The organism is Enterobacter sp. SENG-6 (genome assembly GCF_001605945.1).
Taxonomy (GTDB): Bacteria; Pseudomonadota; Gammaproteobacteria; order Enterobacterales; family Enterobacteriaceae; genus Enterobacter; species Enterobacter cloacae.
On the sequence record NZ_LOMM01000005.1, the window covers coordinates 59,592 to 79,912 of the forward strand.

The 20,321-nt window shown below is 54.9% G+C and carries 14 protein-coding genes; 11 read left to right on the plus strand and 3 right to left on the minus strand.

The features are described from left to right. Nucleotides 1-10: 10 nt before the first annotated feature. Nucleotides 11-2,500: a glycosyl hydrolase family 18 protein gene (locus tag AX755_RS03305; RefSeq protein ID WP_082824515.1), complete on the plus strand. Its 2,490-nt coding sequence runs from the start codon at nt 11-13 to the stop codon at nt 2,498-2,500. A gap of 130 nt (nt 2,501-2,630) precedes the next feature. On the opposite strand, the gene AX755_RS03310 is transcribed toward AX755_RS03305, so the two are convergent. Next, on the minus strand, nt 2,631-3,839 hold the full coding sequence (locus tag AX755_RS03310; protein WP_062856271.1) for an aldose 1-epimerase family protein: 1,209 nt from the start codon (nt 3,837-3,839) through the stop codon (nt 2,631-2,633). Between the two features lie 319 nt (nt 3,840-4,158). After that, nucleotides 4,159-4,665 carry a thiol peroxidase gene (tpx, locus tag AX755_RS03315; RefSeq protein WP_013096423.1) on the minus strand — a complete coding sequence of 169 codons (507 nt, stop codon included), beginning with the start codon at nt 4,663-4,665 and terminating at the stop codon, nt 4,159-4,161. A 107-nt stretch (nt 4,666-4,772) separates the two neighbouring features. Here tpx and ycjG point away from each other — a divergent pair, with 107 nt between their 5' ends. Further along, nucleotides 4,773-5,738: an L-Ala-D/L-Glu epimerase gene (gene ycjG / locus AX755_RS03320; RefSeq protein ID WP_062856272.1), complete on the plus strand. Its 966-nt coding sequence runs from the start codon at nt 4,773-4,775 to the stop codon at nt 5,736-5,738. Here ycjG and mpaA read toward each other — a convergent pair. Beyond that, the gene (gene mpaA, locus AX755_RS03325; protein ID WP_013096425.1) at nt 5,729-6,442 is read right to left on the minus strand and encodes a murein tripeptide amidase MpaA; all 714 of its coding nucleotides are present in this window, start codon (nt 6,440-6,442) and stop codon (nt 5,729-5,731) included. The two genes, ycjG and mpaA, sit on opposite strands and share 10 nt — an antisense overlap. A gap of 182 nt (nt 6,443-6,624) precedes the next feature. Here mpaA and AX755_RS03330 point away from each other — a divergent pair, with 182 nt between their 5' ends. From AX755_RS03330 to AX755_RS03370, 9 genes are all read left to right on the plus strand, one after another. Further along, nucleotides 6,625-8,241: a peptide ABC transporter substrate-binding protein gene (locus AX755_RS03330; RefSeq protein ID WP_040022801.1), complete on the plus strand. Its 1,617-nt coding sequence runs from the start codon at nt 6,625-6,627 to the stop codon at nt 8,239-8,241. Nucleotides 8,242-8,821: 580 nt separating this feature from the next. Then, nucleotides 8,822-9,313, plus strand: a complete 492-nt coding sequence (tssB, locus tag AX755_RS03335; protein WP_013096428.1) for a type VI secretion system contractile sheath small subunit — start codon at nt 8,822-8,824, stop codon at nt 9,311-9,313. A 41-nt stretch (nt 9,314-9,354) separates the two neighbouring features. Next, nucleotides 9,355-10,890 carry a type VI secretion system contractile sheath large subunit gene (gene tssC / locus AX755_RS03340; protein WP_045903418.1) on the plus strand — a complete coding sequence of 512 codons (1,536 nt, stop codon included), beginning with the start codon at nt 9,355-9,357 and terminating at the stop codon, nt 10,888-10,890. A gap of 17 nt (nt 10,891-10,907) precedes the next feature. Further along, complete coding sequence (gene tssK, locus AX755_RS03345; protein WP_062856273.1) at nt 10,908-12,248, plus strand: type VI secretion system baseplate subunit TssK; 1,341 nt, start codon at nt 10,908-10,910, stop codon at nt 12,246-12,248. Further along, entirely contained in the window at nt 12,245-12,937 is a 693-nt protein-coding gene (tssL, locus tag AX755_RS03350; protein WP_062856274.1) for a type VI secretion system protein TssL, short form, read from the plus strand. The genes tssK and tssL overlap by 4 nt, the downstream gene beginning before the upstream one ends. Next, nucleotides 12,934-14,640: an OmpA family protein gene (locus tag AX755_RS03355; protein ID WP_062856275.1), complete on the plus strand. Its 1,707-nt coding sequence runs from the start codon at nt 12,934-12,936 to the stop codon at nt 14,638-14,640. The genes tssL and AX755_RS03355 overlap by 4 nt, the downstream gene beginning before the upstream one ends. Nucleotides 14,641-14,645: 5 nt before the next feature. Beyond that, nucleotides 14,646-15,137 (plus strand): type VI secretion system effector Hcp, encoded by a 492-nt coding sequence (gene hcp / locus AX755_RS03360; RefSeq protein WP_038985100.1) that lies wholly within the window; start codon nt 14,646-14,648, stop codon nt 15,135-15,137. Between the two features lie 172 nt (nt 15,138-15,309). Further along, a complete protein-coding gene (gene tssH / locus AX755_RS03365) occupies nt 15,310-17,946 on the plus strand; it encodes a type VI secretion system ATPase TssH (protein ID WP_062856276.1) in 2,637 nt (878 codons plus the stop codon). After that, nucleotides 17,943-20,321 carry a type VI secretion system Vgr family protein gene (locus AX755_RS03370; RefSeq protein ID WP_062856277.1) on the plus strand — a complete coding sequence of 793 codons (2,379 nt, stop codon included), beginning with the start codon at nt 17,943-17,945 and terminating at the stop codon, nt 20,319-20,321. The genes tssH and AX755_RS03370 overlap by 4 nt, the downstream gene beginning before the upstream one ends.

Genomic DNA, 20,321 nt, shown 5'->3' on the forward strand with positions numbered 1-20,321 from the left:
AAGGGATATTATGAAATTAAATATATTCACCAAAACGATAATTGGAATGGGCGCTATATGCATTGCGGCACCAGTATTTGCGCTTGAGGCCTGGAGTGGACAAGAAGGCAATGGTCCTTTCGAAGTTATTTACGATAGTGGCGTCTATACTAATGCATGGTGGGTTGGTGCGACTGACTGCCCGGGCAATGCATCGGCTGACGCAGCGAATAACCCCTGGCGTTTTGAGCGCGATGCCACTGCTGCGGAGATTGCTGAATATGGTAACCCAACCACTTGTGACTCAGGTGGTGGTACCGTAACGTATCCGGATTACAATAGTGCAAATGCATATAATGCCAATGATATTGTGACCTATAATGGTGCGACCTGGCAAACCTCAACGGCGCAAAGTGCGTATGGTTTTACGCCGGGCGAAGGTAACCCATGGGAACGTTATGCCGAAGTACCGCAGTGGATGGCGACCACCACTTATAATAAAGGTGATAAAGTTCAGAAAGAGGGCCAGGAATATGAGGCCATGTTCTATACTGTCGGGGATGATCCATCTAATCCAGCGAACCAAAACCCAACAGGCACGAACGGACGTCCATGGAAACCACTGGGCGCGGTCGTAAGTTATACAACAGATGAATTAAACAATGCGCCTGTATTTAATTCATCAACGCTTTATGAGAGCGGGACGTTGATTCGCTATAATGGTGAGAATTATATTTCCCAGGCAAAAGTGCAGAAAGTTTCGCCTTCCGACACGAATCCATGGAAAGTATATATTGACTGGTCAGGCACCAAGGCTATGGTTGGCACACCTTCTGCACCGTGGCCAGCACATGTCTACGCGCCGTACGTCGATTATACCCTGAATTCGCTCCCGGATTTGGCGGGGCTTGCGAAAAATCAGGGTGTAACGCACTTCACTATGGCCTTTGTTGTTGCTAAGGATGGTGATACCTGTCTGCCAACGTGGGGCACAGCGTATAACATTAACGACTATGCACAGTACAGCAAGATCAAGGCGCTGCGTGAGGCGGGTGGGGATGTTATGGTCTCTATCGGTGGTGCCAATAATTCGCCACTGGCAGCAGCCTGTAAAAATGTTTCCGATCTTCAGAAACATTATTACGACATTGTGGATAACCTGAATCTGAACGTGCTGGATTTTGACATTGAAGGAACCTGGGTTGCCGATCATGATTCCATTAACCGTCGTAACGAAGCTGTCAAGGCCGTGCAGGATCAGTGGAAAGCAGATGGTCGCAGCGTAGGCATCTGGTATACCCTGCCGATTTTGCCGACGGGTCTGACCGCTGATGGCCTGTACGTGTTGAACGATGCTAAGGCGAAAGGAGTCAATCTGGCAGGCGTGAACGTGATGGCGATGGACTACGGTAGCAGCATCTGCCAGTCTGATGGAACGGAAGGACAAAACATACACGGAAAATGCGCGACCTCTGCCATCGAAAACCTGTTCAGTCAGCTGAAGCAAATTTTTACAGATAAGAGCGATGATGAGATCAACGCCATGATGGGCGTCACGCCGATGAACGGCTATAACGACGTACAGGGCGAAGTGTTCTATCTCTCTGATGCGAATCTAGTATTGGAAGATGCTAAAGACCGCGATATGGGCATGATTGGCATGTGGTCAATGATGCGCGATCAGCCAGGTGTACCGGGTCAGGTATCGCCGGAACACAGCGGTTTAACTGAATCGCAGGCACCGCAGTATGCTTTCAGTGAAGTGTTTGCGCCATTTACGCATAATGATGCGGCACCGGTAGCGCCTGAGATTAAAGACATCACTGTTAATAAATCGTCGTTTTACCCACAGCTTGAATGGATACAAAATACGGCCAGCCTTAAGAGTTCGAATTACAATGTGTTAGTACAGCATGAAGGCTGGAAAAACAGTGAGTTCTATTCAGTTGGATCTTACGGAGTTGATGGTGATAAAAACTATACGTACAGTACCGATCTTGGGAATGGGTACACAAAGATTACTTTTAATGCCAGTGGCATTCGGGACGGACATACTCTAAAGGTGGTGGATGAAAATAATAATATTCTTTTAACCCATTATTTTACAATAGAGGATTTTGCTACTGGAAAACCGGAGTACATCAACTGGTCTAAAGTTGCGATGGAGAATGGTCGACTGAGATATTCTCTTACCATCCCAATTGATTTGTATATAACATATCAATATTTAAATTTGTATATTGATACCCATGATGCAAGTGGAAAGGTAATCACCAATTTCTGTAGCTCCTCTTTCCAGGGGGATTATTATACCAAAAATTCCCCTAATTGTTCGTCCGGAAATAAATATGAGCAACCCGGAAAACCGGATCGTCTCTTTTATTCAGAATATGAGGGTGACCTCAAAGTAGGGGACAAATTCTACTTCGCTGTTGCCGATGGGAAATCTAGTGATGCAAAAATCATTACAGTCCTGGACAGCATAACCGTAACGGATGATATGCTGAAGTCCTCAAACTAATATATTATCACGCCCTTCTCGCACCGAGTGTATACCGCGATTGAGAATAAGCTTCGCGAATATGGACTCAACCACAAGAAGGGTGACGAATAACGATAAAAGCCTCTGTAAAGAGGCTTTTTTTTTGCACTTACTCTTTCGCCAGAGGCGTGGCATCTACCTCGACTTTTGTCTCTCCCTGAATCCCCGCAATTTTCTGTTCGACCTCTTTCACCTGTTCCTTGCTGTGAAGCAGGGTATAGGTCAGGTCGAATTGCGTGCTGGCGCCAGGTTGTAGCTGCTTAACGCGTTTCTGCTCGCGTTCAATGGTGACGGGATAGGCGTAGCTGGTTCCCGGCTCAATACCCGTGACATAGCCCTGTTTGAGCGAATCGGTATTTTTCCATAAGGTCAGGACAGGCAGCTGCCGCGTGTCGAACTGAATTGACGCACCTTTGTCTCCTGCTTTATTAACCACTGCCGCCAGGGTTTCATGATTATTATCCGCAAGCGGTTTGATATTGAAGACCATTTCATCAAAGCCCTGAGTGGGGCCAGCGTAGGTTTGCCAGTTATCCAGACCCGCTTTGGCATAGTCATTGAAAGGACCAATGCTGGCAGCCGGCACAAGGAAGCGGGCACCTTCTTCGAGGATTGGGGTACCAAAGTTGCTGTGATAGATAATCTGATAATCATGAGGATAATCAGCATGGTTAGTCAGAACATCATGCAGGCTGAACTGGTTGCTGCCCGGTACGTAACGCAGTTCGGTCATCGTCTGCAGATCTGCTTTTTTAAACGTGCTCTCTTTGATTAATCCGCGAATACGAATTTCATGCGGTGCGGCATCAGCAACATCGACTTCCACCTGCGACGCAGGCGTATTTCCCGCCTTGCCGTGCAGGGTATAAATCTGCCCGTCAGCCGTGACCGGGTGGCCTGTCCATTCATAGCCGCAACGAACCATCATTTCGTTGAAACCTTCCAGCCAGCCAAGTCCGTTTCGACTTTCCAGATTGATATAGGCCGGATTCACCACCTCTTTGACAGGAGAATCCCACCCCATTCGGGTACCAAAGCCTTCGACATGCAGCAGATTCATCCCACGCGTTGGGCTGAGGGTAATTGTCAGACCATTTTTGCTGCTGATAACAATTACCTTGCTGCCTTCCTGCTTGCCACCATGCAGGACTTTTTGCTCGATGCTGAAAGGCTGTCCCTTAAACTTCAGCTCATCGCTGGAAATTTTCCAGTTTCCTTTATCCACGCCGCTTTCAGCGCTTGTCAGCACCCAGGTTTTAGCGGCGGCATGTCCAGATATCAGTACCGCAAGGACCGTAAAAGCCAGTTTAATCTTCATATTTAATCCCTTTTGCTGAAACGATTTTTTATCACGTAAGCAAATCTAATGTTTAGGCGAGAAGGGAAATGTGACGGGCTTCACTGGCGGAGAAATTGCGTTTTTTAAACCTTTATTATGTGTTAGCAATCTCGTTATTGTGAGAATGGAACGTTTTTATTTCATGATATATGTTATTTTATAACGTTTTTGCTTTAACGATTCAGCTATTGAGGCAATAAAAAACCCCGCATCGGCGAGGTTTGGAAAGCAAGGTCTATTCTTAAATAAACCTTTTATTTCATTACATTGCTAAGCTTTATAAAATGCCTGTAAATAATCAGGCTTTCAGTGATTCCAGCGCAGCGGTGTAGTCAGGTTCTGTGGTGATTTCGTTGACCAGTTCGCTGAACACGACGTTATCGTTTTCATCGATTACCAGCACGGCACGCGCCGCCAGGCCTTTCAGTGGGCCTTCAGCAATGCCAACGCCGTATTTTTCCAGGAAATCCGGGCTGCGCAGAGTTGAAAGGGTAATGACGTTGCTCAGACCTTCAGCACCGCAGAAACGGGACTGCGCGAATGGCAGATCTGCTGAAACGCACAACACCACGGTGTTGTCCATTTCAGTGGCCAGCTGGTTGAATTTACGCACGGATGCGGCACAGACGCCGGTATCAATGCTTGGGAAAATGTTCAGTACTTTGCGTTTGCCAGCAAACTGGCTCAGTGTGACGTCAGACAGATCTTTAGCCACCAGAGTAAAAGCCTGCGCTTTGCTGCCAGCCTGAGGAATGGAACCTGCTACAGCAACCGGGTTGCCCTGGAAATGAACGAGTTGTGACATAGATATCTTCCTGTTTACATATAGTTAACGTCGAGGCTAGTGTATGCCATCAGCGGATAACACGGCAAACCAATTTTTTCGCCTTACCGGGCTGCAAGGAGTCAGTGATGAGAAGCGTTAAGGTCTATGAAGAAGCCTGGCCATTGCATACCCCGTTTGTGATCTCCCGTGGCAGCCGAAGTGAAGCCTGCGTGGTGGTGGTCGAAATAGAAGAAGAAGGGGTTAAAGGGGTTGGTGAATGCACGCCTTATCCTCGCTACGGAGAAAGCCTTGCCTCGGTGATGGCGCAAATTATGACCCTGGTACCTGACCTGCAAACCGGGTTGACGCGTGAGGCGTTACAGCAGCGTTTACCTGCCGGGGCGGCCCGTAATGCAATTGACTGTGCGCTGTGGAGTCTTGAGGCGGCGAAGCAGCAGATATCCTTACCGTCGCTGGTCGGCGTGACGCTTCCGGAGAAAGTGGTGACCGCGCAAACGGTGGTGATTGGCGAGCCGGAGCAGATGGCTGCCAGCGCAAAAGCGCTCTTTGAGGCTGGTGCCACGCTGCTTAAGGTGAAACTCGACGATCGCTTGATCAGTGAACGCATGGTCGCCATTCGCGCGGCGGTGCCGGACGCCACGCTGATTGTCGACGCCAACGAGTCATGGCACCCGGAAGGGCTGGCCGCGCGCTGCCAGCTGCTGGCCGACCTGGGTGTGGCTATGCTGGAACAACCGCTTCCCGTACAGGATGATGCGGCATTGAAGAACTTTATCCACCCATTGCCGATCTGCGCCGATGAAAGCTGCCATACCCGCGAGAGTCTCGACGGTTTAGCGGGCTGCTATGAGATGGTGAATATCAAACTCGATAAAACCGGTGGGCTGACCGAGGCGCTGGCGCTGGCGTCGCAGGCACAGGAGAAGGGGTTTGCGTTGATGCTGGGATGCATGCTCTGTACTTCCCGGGCGATTAATGCGGCGCTACCGCTGGTGAATCAGGTCCGGTTTGCCGATCTCGATGGCCCGACCTGGCTGGCGGTTGACGTTTCGCCTGCGCTCACCTTCACCAGCGGAGTGCTTCATCTCTGAGGCTGCCAGCGCAGAAGATCTACCATCGCTTTCAGGTATTTTTCGCTGGCTTCGTCGGAAGAAATGGGGGGGAATTCAGCGGTGATGCAGTGCAAATCCAGATCGGCGCACCAGCTACCAAATGACCCCGGTGTTTCATAGCCGACGCTGCTGACCAGAGGCAGGGCAAAGGCATCGGCAAGCCACTGCCCCAGTGCGGAGTGACGGGGATCTTCAATACAGGCCAGCGGATCGTGAAAGGAGACAACCCATGCGGGGTGGATTTTGTGGATTAACTGGCAGAGCGCCTGTGTTTCTGGCTCTGAGCCGGGTTTTTCTCCCGTCAGTAACACCACGTCACGCTCTTCAGCCGAGCTGTTCCAGCGGTATACCGTTTCACCGGCGCGCCAGTTGGCCGCCGGGAAGTTGCGGTTTAAGTCTATCCCTCTCGCATTCGCCCTCAGCCCAAGCTGACAGCCATCTGGGTTGACGGTCAGGATCACATGATGCCTGCGTAGTGTCGGTGCAAGGGTGCGTAACGCGCAGGAGAGGGTGACGATCGAGGAGTTCTCATCGCCGTGCGTTCCCGCAATAATCAGGCCGCTATGGCGATCGGCATCCGGTGCGGGAAACCAGATCAGCGGTGCACCTAAGAAAGACTGGCCATAATGTTCGGTGCCTGGCGGGAAAGCGCCACGTTCCGTTCTTGGTCGGGTAACTGCCATAGGAAATCCTGATAAAGAAGTGCTTACTGGCAGTGTTGTGCAAAACCCACGTTTAATCAAATAGTTTCATCGAAGAACGAAGATTGCCAGATATCACCTTTCCGGCTTAAGGTATTTGCATTTCGCCGTTTCGAAACAAATAATTACGCATTCGCGTATTACCGATTTCTAAAGGGGATCTCATGAAGCATCCTGTTTCGCTGCTTTTTTCTGCACTGTGCCTTTGCGGGCTATCGTCATTTTCTTACGCTGCTGATGTGCCAAAGGGGACGGTGCTGGCGCAAAAACAGGAGCTGGTCAGACACATCAAAGACGAGCCCGCGTCGCTTGACCCGGCCAAGGCCGTGGGGCTACCCGAGATTCAGGTGATTCGCGATCTGTTTGAAGGCCTGGTCAATCAGAATGAGAAAGGGGAGTTGACGCCGGGCGTGGCGACGCGCTGGCAGAGTAACGATAACCGCATCTGGACATTTACCCTGCGCGATGATGCAAAATGGTCTGACGGCACGCCAGTCACGGCGCAGGATTTTGTCTACAGCTGGCAGCGTCTGGTTGACCCGAAAACCACCTCGCCGTTTGCCTGGTTTGCTGCTCTGGCAGGCATTAACAACGCTCAGTCGATTATTGATGGCAAAGCCGCGCCCGATACGCTGGGGGTAACGGCGGTGGATGCCAGAACGTTACGCGTTCAGCTCGATAAACCGCTGCCGTGGTTCAGCAACCTGACGGCAAACTTCGCGTTCTATCCGGTTCAGAAAGCGAACGTCGAAAGTGGTAAAGAGTGGACGCGTCCGGGATCCCTGGTGGGCAATGGTGCCTATGTGCTGAAAGATCGTGTGGTGAATGAGAAGCTGGTCGTTGTGCCGAATACCCACTACTGGGATAACGCGAAAACTGTTCTTCAAAAAGTGACGTTTATTCCGATCAACCAGGAGTCTTCCGCCACCAAACGCTACCTGGCAGGTGATATTGATATCACCGAGTCGTTCCCGAAAAACCTTTATCAGAAATTGCTCAAGGATATTCCTGGACAGGTATACACGCCACCGCAGCTGGGAACGTATTACTATGCATTTAACACGCAAAAGGGCCCGACCGCCGATTCCCGCGTGCGTCTGGCGCTGAGTATGACCATCGATCGCCGGATTATGGCGGAGAAAGTGTTAGGTACGGGAGAAAAACCAGCCTGGCATTTCACGCCTGATGTGACGGCAGGTTTCACGCCAGAGACATCACCGTTTGAGCAGATGTCGCAGCAGGAGCTAAACGCGCAGGCCAAAACCTTGCTGCAGGCGGCGGGATATGGCCCTCAGCGTCCACTGAAGCTGACCCTGTTGTATAACACTTCAGAGAATCATCAGAAAATCGCGATTGCGGTGGCTTCGATGTGGAAGAAGAACCTTGGGGTAGACGTCAAACTGCAAAACCAGGAGTGGAAAACCTATATCGATAGCCGAAACACAGGGAATTTTGATGTGATCCGCGCGTCCTGGGTCGGGGACTACAACGAGCCATCGACCTTCCTGTCGCTGCTGACATCAACCCATAGCGGCAATATCTCCCGCTTTAACGACCCGGCTTACGATAAGATCATCAATCAGGCGACGCTTGAAACCACCGCGGAAGCCCGTAATGCGGACTACAACCGGGCGGAGAAGATCCTCACGGAAAAAGCGCCAATTGCGCCGATCTACCAGTACACCAACGGACGTCTGATTAAACCCTGGGTGAAGGGATATCCGATCAATAACCCTGAAGATGTGGCGTATAGCCGTACGATGTATATTGTGAAGCACTGAAAACGCGAGTCCGCTAATTTATTTCCCCTCCTGATACTGCGCTGGCCCGATATCACGTGCCAGCGCTTTTCTGTTCATTCTAGATCTTGAAGACGGCGCTGCATTGATATTGCGTTTTACAGCACTGGGTATTGCTCTTTTTTTAATTAAGAGAAATATTCATATTTTGAATATATTGCATTTCGTTAAAAAAACTGTCCATTATTGGACTTTTTAATGGGTGTCGCGTCTTGCGGAAGCGTGTAAACATTGATGCGGGTCATATTATTAGGTGGCGCTGTAGATATTTTCTCTTGTATTGATTTAAATCAATAACGTTGCTTTGTTTGGATATGGATCTTCATTTTTTCACAGAAATAGCCACTAATACTGACTATTTTCGGAGTTGTGGTTGATATTTCTTTATGAAAAGGCATGCTGCAAAACCATATTTTATTTATATAGAGTAAAATTCTTAAGGAATGTCTTAATTTGGCCTTTGATTCCAGGTAGTTGATCTATTGTAGCGTTTTGTTCTAATATCAATTTATTCAGAAACGTCGTTAACTTCAACAAACATTCCTTAAGGAAAGGGACTGCTATGGCTGATACGTTCCAGAACGAAGTGCCTAAGGCACGCATTAATTTAAAACTTGCATTGCATACCGGAGGGGCGCAGAAGAAAGTTGAGTTACCCCTTAAATTACTCACTGTCGGTGATTTCAGTAACGGCAAAGAGAGCCGTCCATTATCTGAAAGAAAGAAAATTAACGTCAACAAAAATAACCTCAACAGTGTACTTTCGGAATTTAACCCGGAGGTCAATATGACGGTTCCGAATACGCTGGCAGGTGAGCGTACGGAAGAGAATGTGACGCTGCGCTTTTCAGATATGAAAGATTTTGAACCCGAACAGGTGGCCCGACAAATTCCCCAGCTTCGTGCCATGCTGGCGATGCGTAATTTATTACGCGACCTCAAGTCTAATCTGCTGGATAACGCCACTTTCAGAAAAGAACTCGAGAAAATTCTTAAGGACCCGGCGCTGTCTCAGGAATTACGTAACGAAATGAGTGCCCTTGCCCCGAAATAAAAACGGGCGCGTCTTTTAATGGATTAAACGAGAGAATGCTGATGTCTGTTAATACTGAAAATGGCTCCGCGCAGGGGCAGACCACTGTGCTGGAAAAAGAGAGCGTCTACGCCTCCCTGTTCGACAAAATCAACCTGACCCCGGCCACAAGCCTGGGCGATATCAATGCGTTTCTGGACGATGCCGCACTGTCTGATGCTCCGGCAGGTGAGCGCCTGACGGCCGCGATGCAGGTATTTATGGACTGCATCCGCAAATCCGGCCAGCCTGTGGAAAAACTCGATAAAACCCTGATTGACCACCATATCGCGGAGCTGGATTTCCAAATCAGCCGCCAGCTGGATGCGGTGATGCATCATGCAGAATTCCAGAAGGTGGAATCCCTGTGGCGCGGTCTGAAGCAGCTGGTGGACAACACCGACTACCGCCAGAACGTGAAAACGGAAATTCTGGATGTGTCAAAAGAGGATCTGCGACAGGACTTCGAAGATGCGCCGGAACTTATCCAGAGCGGCCTGTACTGGCACACCTATACCGCTGAATACGACACCCCGGGCGGCGAGCCGATTGGCTCGGTGATTTCAGCGTACGAATTTGACGCAAGTCCGCAGGACGTGGCGCTGTTGCGCAATATCTCGAAAGTCTCTGCCGCCGCGCATATGCCATTTATCGGTGCCGTCGGGCCGAAATTCTTCCTCAAGGAATCGATGGAAGAGGTGGCCGCGATTAAGGACATCGGTAACTACTTCGACCGTGCCGAATACATCAAATGGAAATCCTTCCGCGACACCGACGATGCCCGTTATATCGGCCTGGTGATGCCGCGCGTGCTGGGGCGTCTGCCTTACGGTCCGGACACGGTGCCGGTGCGCAGTTTCAACTACGTTGAGCAGGTGAAAGGTCCGGACCACGAAAAATACCTGTGGACAAGCGCATCTTTCTCCTTCGCCTCCAACATGGTGAAGAGCTTCATCAATAACGGCTGGTGCGTGCAAATTCGTGGCCCGCAGGCGGGCGGGGCGGTGAAAGACCTGCCGATCCACCTGTACGATCTGGGTACCGGCAACCAGGTGAAGATCCCGTCAGAGGTGATGATCCCGGAAACCCGCGAGTTTGAATTCGCCAACCTGGGCTTTATACCGCTGTCGTACTACAAGAACCGTGATTACGCCTGCTTCTTCTCGGCGAACTCGGCGCAGAAACCGGCGCTGTACGACACCGCCGACGCCACCGCCAACAGCCGCATCAACGCCCGTCTGCCGTATATCTTCCTGCTGTCGCGCATTGCGCATTACCTGAAGCTGATTCAGCGCGAAAATATCGGTACGACGAAAGATCGCCGTCTGCTGGAGCTGGAACTCAATACATGGGTACGCAGTCTGGTGACCGAAATGACCGATCCGGGCGACGAACTGCAGGCCTCACACCCGCTGCGCGACGCGAAGGTGGTGGTGGAAGATATTGAGGACAACCCGGGCTTCTTCCGCGTGAAGCTGTTCGCGGTGCCGCACTTCCAGGTGGAAGGCATGGACGTGAACCTGTCGCTGGTGAGCCAGATGCCGAAAGCGAAAGCGTAAGTTAAGGCAGGAAGCCAATGAAAACGGAACAACCGTTATGGGGCAGGGGCCAGATGGTCTCTCCCCAGCACTTCCAGCAACAGGCCGCGTATGCGGCCTGGTCTGCGGAATGCATCGCCCGGTTAGGTCTCTCCCATCCCTGGGGAGTGATTGATGCCACTTTCGAACCGGATGCACTGAAACTGGGCCGCCTGCAGGCTCGTCATCTGCACATTCGTTTCCCTGACGGGACGCTTATCGACACTGATAATGCTGACGATCTGCCACCGGTGCTGGCGCTTGAGAGTGGATCGCAGGATGCGGTGGTGGTGCTGGCCCTCCCGCTGCTGCGGGCGAATGGCGGCAACTGTCTTACACCCGATGCGGTGGCCGAACGCCCTGTTCGCTATCGCCAGCGCTGGCGGGATATCCGCAACGCTTATGGGGACGATACCCGCCAGATTGCGGTGATGAAACCTGAGTTGACGCTACGGTTTGCCTGTCAGGACAACAGCGATTATCTGACCTGCCCGGTTGCCCGCCTGCAGCAGGATTCGCAGGGGGCATGGTTACTAGATGAGACGTTTCTTCCGCCACTGCTGGCTCTGCAGGGCAGTCGCTGGCTGATGACCCAGCTCGAACAGCTGATGAGCCAGCTACGTATACGCCTGAGCCGGCTGATGGCCATGCGCCGGGAAAGTAATGAGCGAATGGCGGATTTTGCCGTGGCCGACGTGTCCCTTTTCTGGCTGCTCAACGCACTGAACAGTGCTGAGCCTGTGCTGGGACAGTTTCAGCGCCATCCGCAAAGTCCGCCTGAGCGCCTGTATCCGGAGCTGGCCCGCCTGGCGGGCAGCCTGCTGACCTTCTCGCTGGAGCACCAGGTGAGTGCGATCCCGGTCTGGCAGCATGAGCAGCTGAATAACGTCTTCCCGCCGCTGTTTGATTTACTGGGCGACCTGCTGGAAGCCAGCCTGCCGTCGCGGGTGGTGGCGATTGAGCTTGAGCACGATGCCCGGCTGCACTTCTGGCAGGCCCGTCTGCATGACCCGCGTCTGCGTGAAGGGGCGGATTACTACCTCTCCGTGCGTTCACCGGTGCCGGTGGCACAGCTGCAGGAGCAGTTCCCGCGCCAGTGCAAGGTCGGCAGCCCCGATCATGTCAGAAGTATCGTCAATTCATCGCGGGTGGGCGTGCCGCTGACGCCTCTGCGCCATGTACCGGCAGCCATTCCGTTACGTCTGGAAAACCAATATTTCAGTCTTGATGTCTCTCATCCTCAGGCCACTGAAATGCTCCAGGGCGGCATCTGCATGTTTTACGTTCCGGGCATGCTCGGCGAGCCTGAACTTGAACTCTTTGCGGTACTGAGAACATGAGTGATCGTAAACACGGCACTGCCGTGTCCATTGATATTGATGCCCTGCTGCAGGACACCTGGCTTCAGGTGATCAGCCTGCGTCACGGTCCGACGTTTCAGGCGGGCGAAGGGCGCGCGCTGTGGGAGCGCTGTATTGCTGATGTCGAACGTGTGCAGCGTGAGCTGAAAGCGAGCGAACTCGATGAAGCCAGCTGTCAGCATATTCTTACTGCACAGTGCGCCTTGCTCGATGAGGCGGTGAAAGGTCGTGGTGTGGAAGATGACGCCTGTGTGCAGTGGTATGACATTCCCCTACAGGGGCACTTCCTCGGCACTATGGACGCCGGCGACACGCTGTGCGATCGGATGCGCGATGTGCTGCGTGAACCGGCGCCTGACCACGCTGTCGTGACCTGCTTCCAGCGGGTCATGATGCTGGGTTTTCTCGGCAGTTACCGCTCACTGAATGACCCGGAGCGCCAGAAACTTGTCAACGCACTCAGTGAATATGTCACGCCGTTCAGCTATCCACAGTCCCACCCCGTACTGGCGGAAAGTCATACCGGGCGGGGAATCATGGGCGGCTGGCTGGCGTCATGGCCCGTACGTATTGGTCTGAGCGTGATAGTGGTCGCTGCACTCTGGTGGGGACTGGATCGCTGGCTGGACCAGTTGCTGCTAACCCTTTTACCGGGGGCCGTGAAATGAGTCCTGCACAACAGCGCGGGCTGGCGTTGTGGGCCGTCCTGCTAAGTGCCGTGGTCTGCCTGAGTTTTCTGCCGGTATCCAGGTGGGTTTCTGTGCTCATTCTGCTGGTGGTACTGGGGGTTATCCTGGCGTTCCGGACTGTCGCCCGTCGCCGTGAACAGCATGATGTCACCCTGCGCCTGGAGGACCTGCCTGACGCCACTTACCGTCAGCCCGTAGTGCTGGTTTGTGGCGATCTGCCTCTGGCCTGGCCACATTCGTCACAGGTACTCACTGTCATGCAGGGATGCTGGATCCGCGTGGAGGATCATCATGATCTGGCGCAGGTCGCCCGTCAGATACTGTGGTTACGTCCTGACTGGGGACGTCAGCTGTCGGTGATGGTCAGCGTCTGCCCGCAGCAGCACCCTGACAGCGAAGCCCTGACCAGTCGACTGCTGACCCTGCGCTGGCACATCAGTCAGCTGCGTAAAGCAACCGGTCACTCTGTGCCGCTGGTGCTGAATGGTCAGGTCGGCAGCGCGATGACGAATGACATGTTCTGGCAGGCGGTTTTCCCGGGAGAAGGGGTGAGGGTCTGGCGTGAATCTTCAGCCCCGGGTTCTGTTGCTGAATGGGTTACCTCCGGCGGAACGCCTGCGGTGCAGCAACAGGTGCTGATGAATAGTCTGATGAACTGGTTTCGTCAGCATGTCCAGGCAGTTTTTATGGATGAGAACCCCGATGTGCCGGTCATTGCACCTGTTGCGGTGCTGTGGGGAATGGGGCCGATCCTGGCCGGAAGCCTGGCCACATCGGCCTGGACGACGTGGCTTTCCCGTCACACCGCGATGCAGCAGGTGTCTGGCTGGCAGCCGGTGGGAACGGACAGTACGGTCATCTCCCTGTTCCCGGATTTTATTCTGCCATTACTGCCGGAAGGGCGGGGCCTGACACCGCGTGAGCGAACCTGGCGTTGTGCGCTCGGGATTTTCACGCTGGCGGCCATTGCTGCACTGCTCAGCAGTGGCTGGAACAACCGCCAGCTGCTGCAACGCGTGAGCTTCGATATTGTCCGTTACAACAGCATCGCCATGGATGATTACGGTCCGAAAGCCAGCGCCGTACAGGTGCTGCGCGAGGATGCGGCGCTGCTGGATGAGCATGCACGCAATGGTGTACCGGCCCGGCTGGGCCTGGGGCTTTATCGGGGGGTACGTCTGCGAATACCGGTGCTGGAAGCGATCCGTTCGTATGTACCACCACCTCCTCCACCGAAGCCTGTGGAAAAGGTCGCGCCGAAAATCATCCGCCTCGACAGCATGTCGTTGTTCGACACAGGCAAATGGGCGCTGAAACCCGGCACCACGAAGCTGCTGGTGAATTCGCTGGTGGGCATTAAGGCGAAGCCCGGCTGGCTGATTGTGATTGCGGGCCATACCGACAGCACGGGCGATGACCCGTCCAACCAGGTGCTCTCCCTGAAACGAGCGGAGTCCGTGCGCAACTGGATGCGCGACACCGGCGATGTGCCGGAGAGCTGCTTTGCGGTGCAGGGCTACGGCGAAAGCCGTCCTGTCGCCACCAACGACACGGCGGAAGGCCGGGCGCTGAACCGCCGTGTCGAAATCAGTCTGGTGCCGCAGGCGAATGCCTGTCAGCTGCCGGGCAATACCCCCGCGCCATCGCAGGATGATGGCGTCTCAAAAAATGAAATGGAGTAATTAACATGGCAATTCCTGTTTATCTGTGGCTGAAGGACGATGGCGGCGCGGACATCAAAGGTTCCGTGGACGTTCAGGATCGTGAAGGCAGCATCGAAGTTGTTGCTCAGGAACACAACCTGTACATCCCGACCGACAACAACACCGGCAAACTGACCGGCACCCGTATCCACACGCCGTTCCTGTTCACCAAGGAGATCGACTCCTCCAGCCCGTATCTGTACAAGGCGGTGACCACCGGCCAGACCCTGAAATCTGCGGAATTCAAGTGGTACAAAATCAACGATGCCGGCCAGGAAGTGGAGTACTTCAACACCAGACTGGAAAACGTGAAGGTGGTGAAGGTGAATCCGGTGATGCATGACATCAAGGATCCGTCTTTCGAGAAGCACAACCATCTGGAGCAGATTGAGCTGCGCTACGAAAAAATCACCTGGACCTACAAGGACGGCAACATCATTCATTCCGATTCCTGGAACGAACGCGCCACCGCCTGAGTCTCGTGCGGACGGGTTCTCCCGTCCGCCGTTTTTGCTGAACGCCTGTAACCGCGGACGTTCAGCAAAGAAAAACACAATCTGCCTGCCCGACCTGATGCGCTTTGGGTTCCTGAATACCAGGAAAAGCGACGGGCGGTAGCGTGTCCGGAACTGATAAAGAGAGAGTCTCATGGAAAATCCAGCCAGCCTGTTACGTCGTCTGAACCCCTACTGCGCCCGTGCGATGGAAGGCGCAGCGTCGCTCTGCCAGACCCGCACCCATGCGGAAATCCTGCCCGAGCACTGGCTGCTGAAGCTGCTGGAGCAGGGGGAGGGCGATCTCACCGTGCTGGCCCGCCGCTACGAGTGGGATATGGACGCCATCTGGCAGGATTTGCTGAATTTTCTGGAGAAGCTGCCCCGTTCAGTGCGCAGCCGCCCGCAGCTTTCGGACAGCACTCAGACCCTGATGCAGGACGCGTGGCTGCGCGCCTCGCTGGCGGGCGAAGAGCAGATACGCAGCATTCACCTGCTGATGGCGCTGGTGGACCGGCAGAGCCTGATGCGCTGCGACGGTTTATGGCCGCTGCTGACGCTGGGGCTGAGCCAGCTTGAGCGTCTGCGACCGCTGCTGGATGCGCAGTCAGATGAGCGCGAAGAGGTACAGCAGGAAGAAGAACTGGCGCAGGGCGGCAGCGTGCCGCTGTCCGGCAGTGAGGTGAAAGAGGGCGAACTGTCACCTGCGTTACAGAATGCACTGGATAAATTCACCCTTGATGTCACCGCTAACGCGCGTGAGGGCAAAATCGACCCGGTTTTCGGCCGTGATACGGAAATCCGCCAGATGGTGGATATTCTCTCGCGGCGTCGCAAGAACAACCCGATTCTGGTGGGGGAGCCGGGCGTGGGGAAAACCGCGCTGGTGGAAGGACTGGCGCTGCGTATCGCCGAAGGGAATGTGCCGGAGTCCCTGAAAACGGTGAGCCTGCGCACGCTGGACCTCGGTCTGTTACAGGCGGGGGCGGGCGTGAAGGGGGAGTTTGAACAGCGCCTGAAAAACGTCATTGATGCGGTACAGCAGTCTCCGTCCCCGGTGCTGCTGTTCATCGACGAAGCGCACACCATTATCGGTGCGGGTAATCAGGCCGGGGGCGCGGATGCGGCCAACCTGCTGAAACCGGCGCTCGCCCGCGGCGAACTGCGGACCATCGCGGCCACCACCTGGAGCGAGTACAAGCAGTATTTTGAGCGCGACGCGGCACTGGAGCGGCGCTTCCAGATGGTGAAAGTGGATGAGCCGGACGACGACACCGCCTGCCTGATGCTGCGGGGGCTGAAATCCCGCTACGCGCAGCACCACGGGGTGCACATTACCGATGAGGCGGTCAGGGCGGCGGTAACCCTTTCCCGTCGTTACCTGACCGGCCGTCAGCTACCGGACAAGGCGGTTGACCTGCTGGATACCGCCTCGGCCCGCGTGCGGATGAGCCTCGACACCGTGCCGGAGCCGCTGACCCGGATGAGGGCGCAGCTCACGGCCCTGGCGATGGAAAAGCAGGCGCTGATGGAGGATATCGCGGTGGGCAACACCGCTCCCGGTGAACGTCTGGCGGCCATTGAGCAGGACGAAGTCCGCATCATCGTGGAACTCGACGAACGGGAAACGCAGTACGGCCAGGAGCTGAAACTCACGGAAGCGCTGCTGGCCTGCCGCGCGGACCTTTCCCGTCAGGCGGAGATTGCCGGCCTGCAACAGCAACTGAGTGACGTTCAGCAGGGTAACCCGCTGCTGGGGCTGGATGTGGATGCGCGTACCGTCGCCACGGTGATTGCCGACTGGACCGGTGTGCCGCTCTCATCATTAATGAAGGATGAGCAGACGGAACTGTTACGCCTCGAAGAGCACCTCGGTAAACGCGTGGTGGGCCAGGACGCGGCGCTGAACGCCATCACCCAGCGCCTGCGCGCGGCAAAAACCGGGCTGACGCCAGAAAACGGCCCACAGGGCGTGTTCCTGCTGACCGGACCGAGCGGCACCGGCAAGACCGAAACCGCGCTGGCGCTGGCGGACGTGCTGTACGGCGGTGAAAAATCGCTGATTACCATCAACCTGTCCGAGTACCAGGAGCCGCACACCGTTTCCCAGCTGAAAGGTTCACCGCCGGGGTATGTCGGTTACGGTCAGGGCGGCATTCTCACCGAAGCCGTGCGAAAGCGTCCCTACAGCGTGGTGCTGCTCGATGAAGTGGAGAAAGCGCACCGTGACGTGATGAACCTGTTCTATCAGGTCTTTGACCGCGGCTTTATGCGCGACGGCGAGGGGCGTGAAATCGACTTCCGTAACACCGTCATTCTGATGACCTCGAACCTCGGCAGCGACCATCTGATGCAGCTGCTCGATGAAGAACCGGAGGCCACCGAAGGTGACCTGCACGAACTGCTGCGCCCGATCCTGCGTGACCACTTCCAGCCTGCGCTGCTGGCGCGTTTCCAGACGGTGATTTACCGTCCGCTCACGCAGGAGGCCATGCGTACCATCGTGGAGATGAAGCTCGCACAGGTCAGTAAGCGCCTGGACCGACACTACGGCCTGACCACGCAGATTGACGAGAGCCTGTATGACGCCCTGACCGCCGCCTGCCTGCTGCCGGACACCGGGGCGCGCAACGTTGACAGCCTGCTCAATCAGCAGATCCTGCCGGTACTGAGCCAGCAGCTGCTGACCCACATGGCCGCGAAACAGAAACCAGCTTCCCTGACTCTGGGATGGTGCGAGGAAGAGGGCATCGGACTGGCGTTTGATCTCACAGAAGGAGTGCACGCATGAGCAATAATCCTCCGTTAAGATTCAGCCACAGCCACCACCTGCTTTCGGTGAAGGGGTGTGACGCCGAGCTCGATGTGCTGGCGTTTGAAGGCGATGAAGCCCTGAGCAAACCCTTCCGCTACCGTATTGAGTTCACCAGCGCGGACCACGCCATCAGCAAAGAGATGATGCTGATGAAAGCGGCTTCCCTGACGCTGCAGGCTCCGGTTGACCAGGGCTATGGAATTAAAATACAGCAGCCGGTGCGGGTGATACAGGGGGTGGTGAGCGGCCTGGAACGCCTGGGCACCTCAAAAGATGAAACCCGCTATGCGGTAACGCTTGAGCCGCGCCTGGCGCTGCTCGACCGCTCGCACCAGAACGCCATTTATCAGGACATGTCCGTCCCGCAGGTTGTGGAAAAAATCCTGCGCGAGCGCCACGGCATGCGCGGCCAGGATTTTCTGTTTTCGCTCACCAGAGAGTATCCACGCCGTGAGCAGGTGATGCAGTACGGTGAGAACGACCTGCACTTTATCACCCGCCTGCTGGGTGAAGTCGGTATCTGGTTCTGCTTCACCACCGACACGCGGCTGAACATCGACGTGGTGGAGTTTTACGACAGCCAGCAGGGGTATGAGAAAGGCCTGACGCTGCCGTCGGTGCCGCCGTCCGGGCAGCACTCACAGGGTGTGGACTCAGTGTGGGAGATGGAGAGCCAACATAACGTGGTCCAGAAGGCGGTCAGCACCCGCGACTACAACTACCGTCAGGCCACGGAGGACATGAACGCCCGGGTTGACGCGACCGGCGGGGATACCACCACCTGTGGTGAGGCCTATCATTACGGCGATAATTATCTGACGCAGGGCAGCGCGTACGACCGTAACCCGGCGCCGGAGTCCGGGGCGTTTTACGCCCGCATTCGTCACGAACGTTACCTGAATGGCCAGACGAAGACCAGGGCCTTCACCAGCTGTCCGGTGCTTTCTCCGGGGCAGGTAGTGAAAGTCACCGGTGGTTATGAAGTGGCTGAGGTGTTTGCGCAGGGCGTGGTTGTTACGGCGATGCACAGCCATGCCCGGCGTGATGAAGATTTTGGCGTCAGGTTTGACGGTATCCCGGACAGCACCGATTTTTGTTTCCGCGCGGCGCCAGGCAGCCGTCCGGTGATGGCCGGCACCTTACCGGCCCGCGTCACCAGTACCACCGAAAATGACACATACGGGCATATCGATAAAGACGGTCGCTACCGCGTCAACATGCTGTTCGACCGGGACAACTGGGAGACCGGGTTTGAGAGCCTGTGGGTCCGCCAGTCCCGCCCGTATGCCGGCGACACGTACGGCCTGCACCTGCCGCTGCTGGCGGGTACCGAGGTGGCGATTGGTTTTGAAGACGGCAATCCGGACCGGCCGTACATCGCCGGCGTGCTGCACGACTCGGCGCACGGTGACCACGTCACTATCCGCAACTATAAACGTAACGTCCTGCGCACCCCGGCGAACAACAAAATCCGCCTCGACGATGAGCGCGGGAAAGAGCATATCAAGGTCAGCACGGAATACGGCGGCAAGAGCCAGCTGAATCTCGGCCACCTGGTTGACAGCGAGAAACAGCAGCGCGGCGAGGGGTTTGAGCTAAGAACCGACAGCTGGGGTGCCATCCGGGCGCAGAAAGGGATATTCATCTCGGCGGACGGTCAGACAAAGGCGCAGGGCCAGGTGCTGGAGATGGATCCAACAGTCAGTCTGCTGAAAGGAGCGCTGAATCAGATCACTGAATGGGGCACTATTGCCCAAATTCATCACAATTTTTCACCGGACGCAGATTCGCTGAGAGAGTTTGTTAACGGTGCCAGTAACCTGAAAGAAGCGGCTTTATTGATGGCTGCTCCCAAAGGGGTTGCTTCTGTTACCCCTGATACTGCGCTAATGCACAGTGGTAAAGGCCTCTACCTGCAAAGTCTGGGAGAGGTTAATATTGCAACCGCGCAGCGCCACTCAGTAAACGCCAGTAAAGCGATTTCGCTACTTTCGCAACAGGAAGGGATCCGGCTGGTCTCAGCGAAAGGACCACTTGATGTCGAATCACACGCAGACACACTCTCCCTTACGTCACTGAAAGACGTCACGGTTCAGTCTACACAAGGCCACTTGCAGCTAACGGCAAAAAACGGGATCACTATTGCATGTGGCGGCGCTTACATCCAGTTGACACCTCAGGGAGAAATTAAGGTTCATGGCCCCGGCCTGTTAAGCCTGAAAGGGCAGCACAACATGGAAGGACCTGCGAGCCAGGATTTCCCGTTGCCTGAATTACCATCATCGATCTGCAAAGATTGTCTGAAACGGGCTCAGGAAATCGCTCAGGGTTTTGTTCCAAGAGAGGTGTAA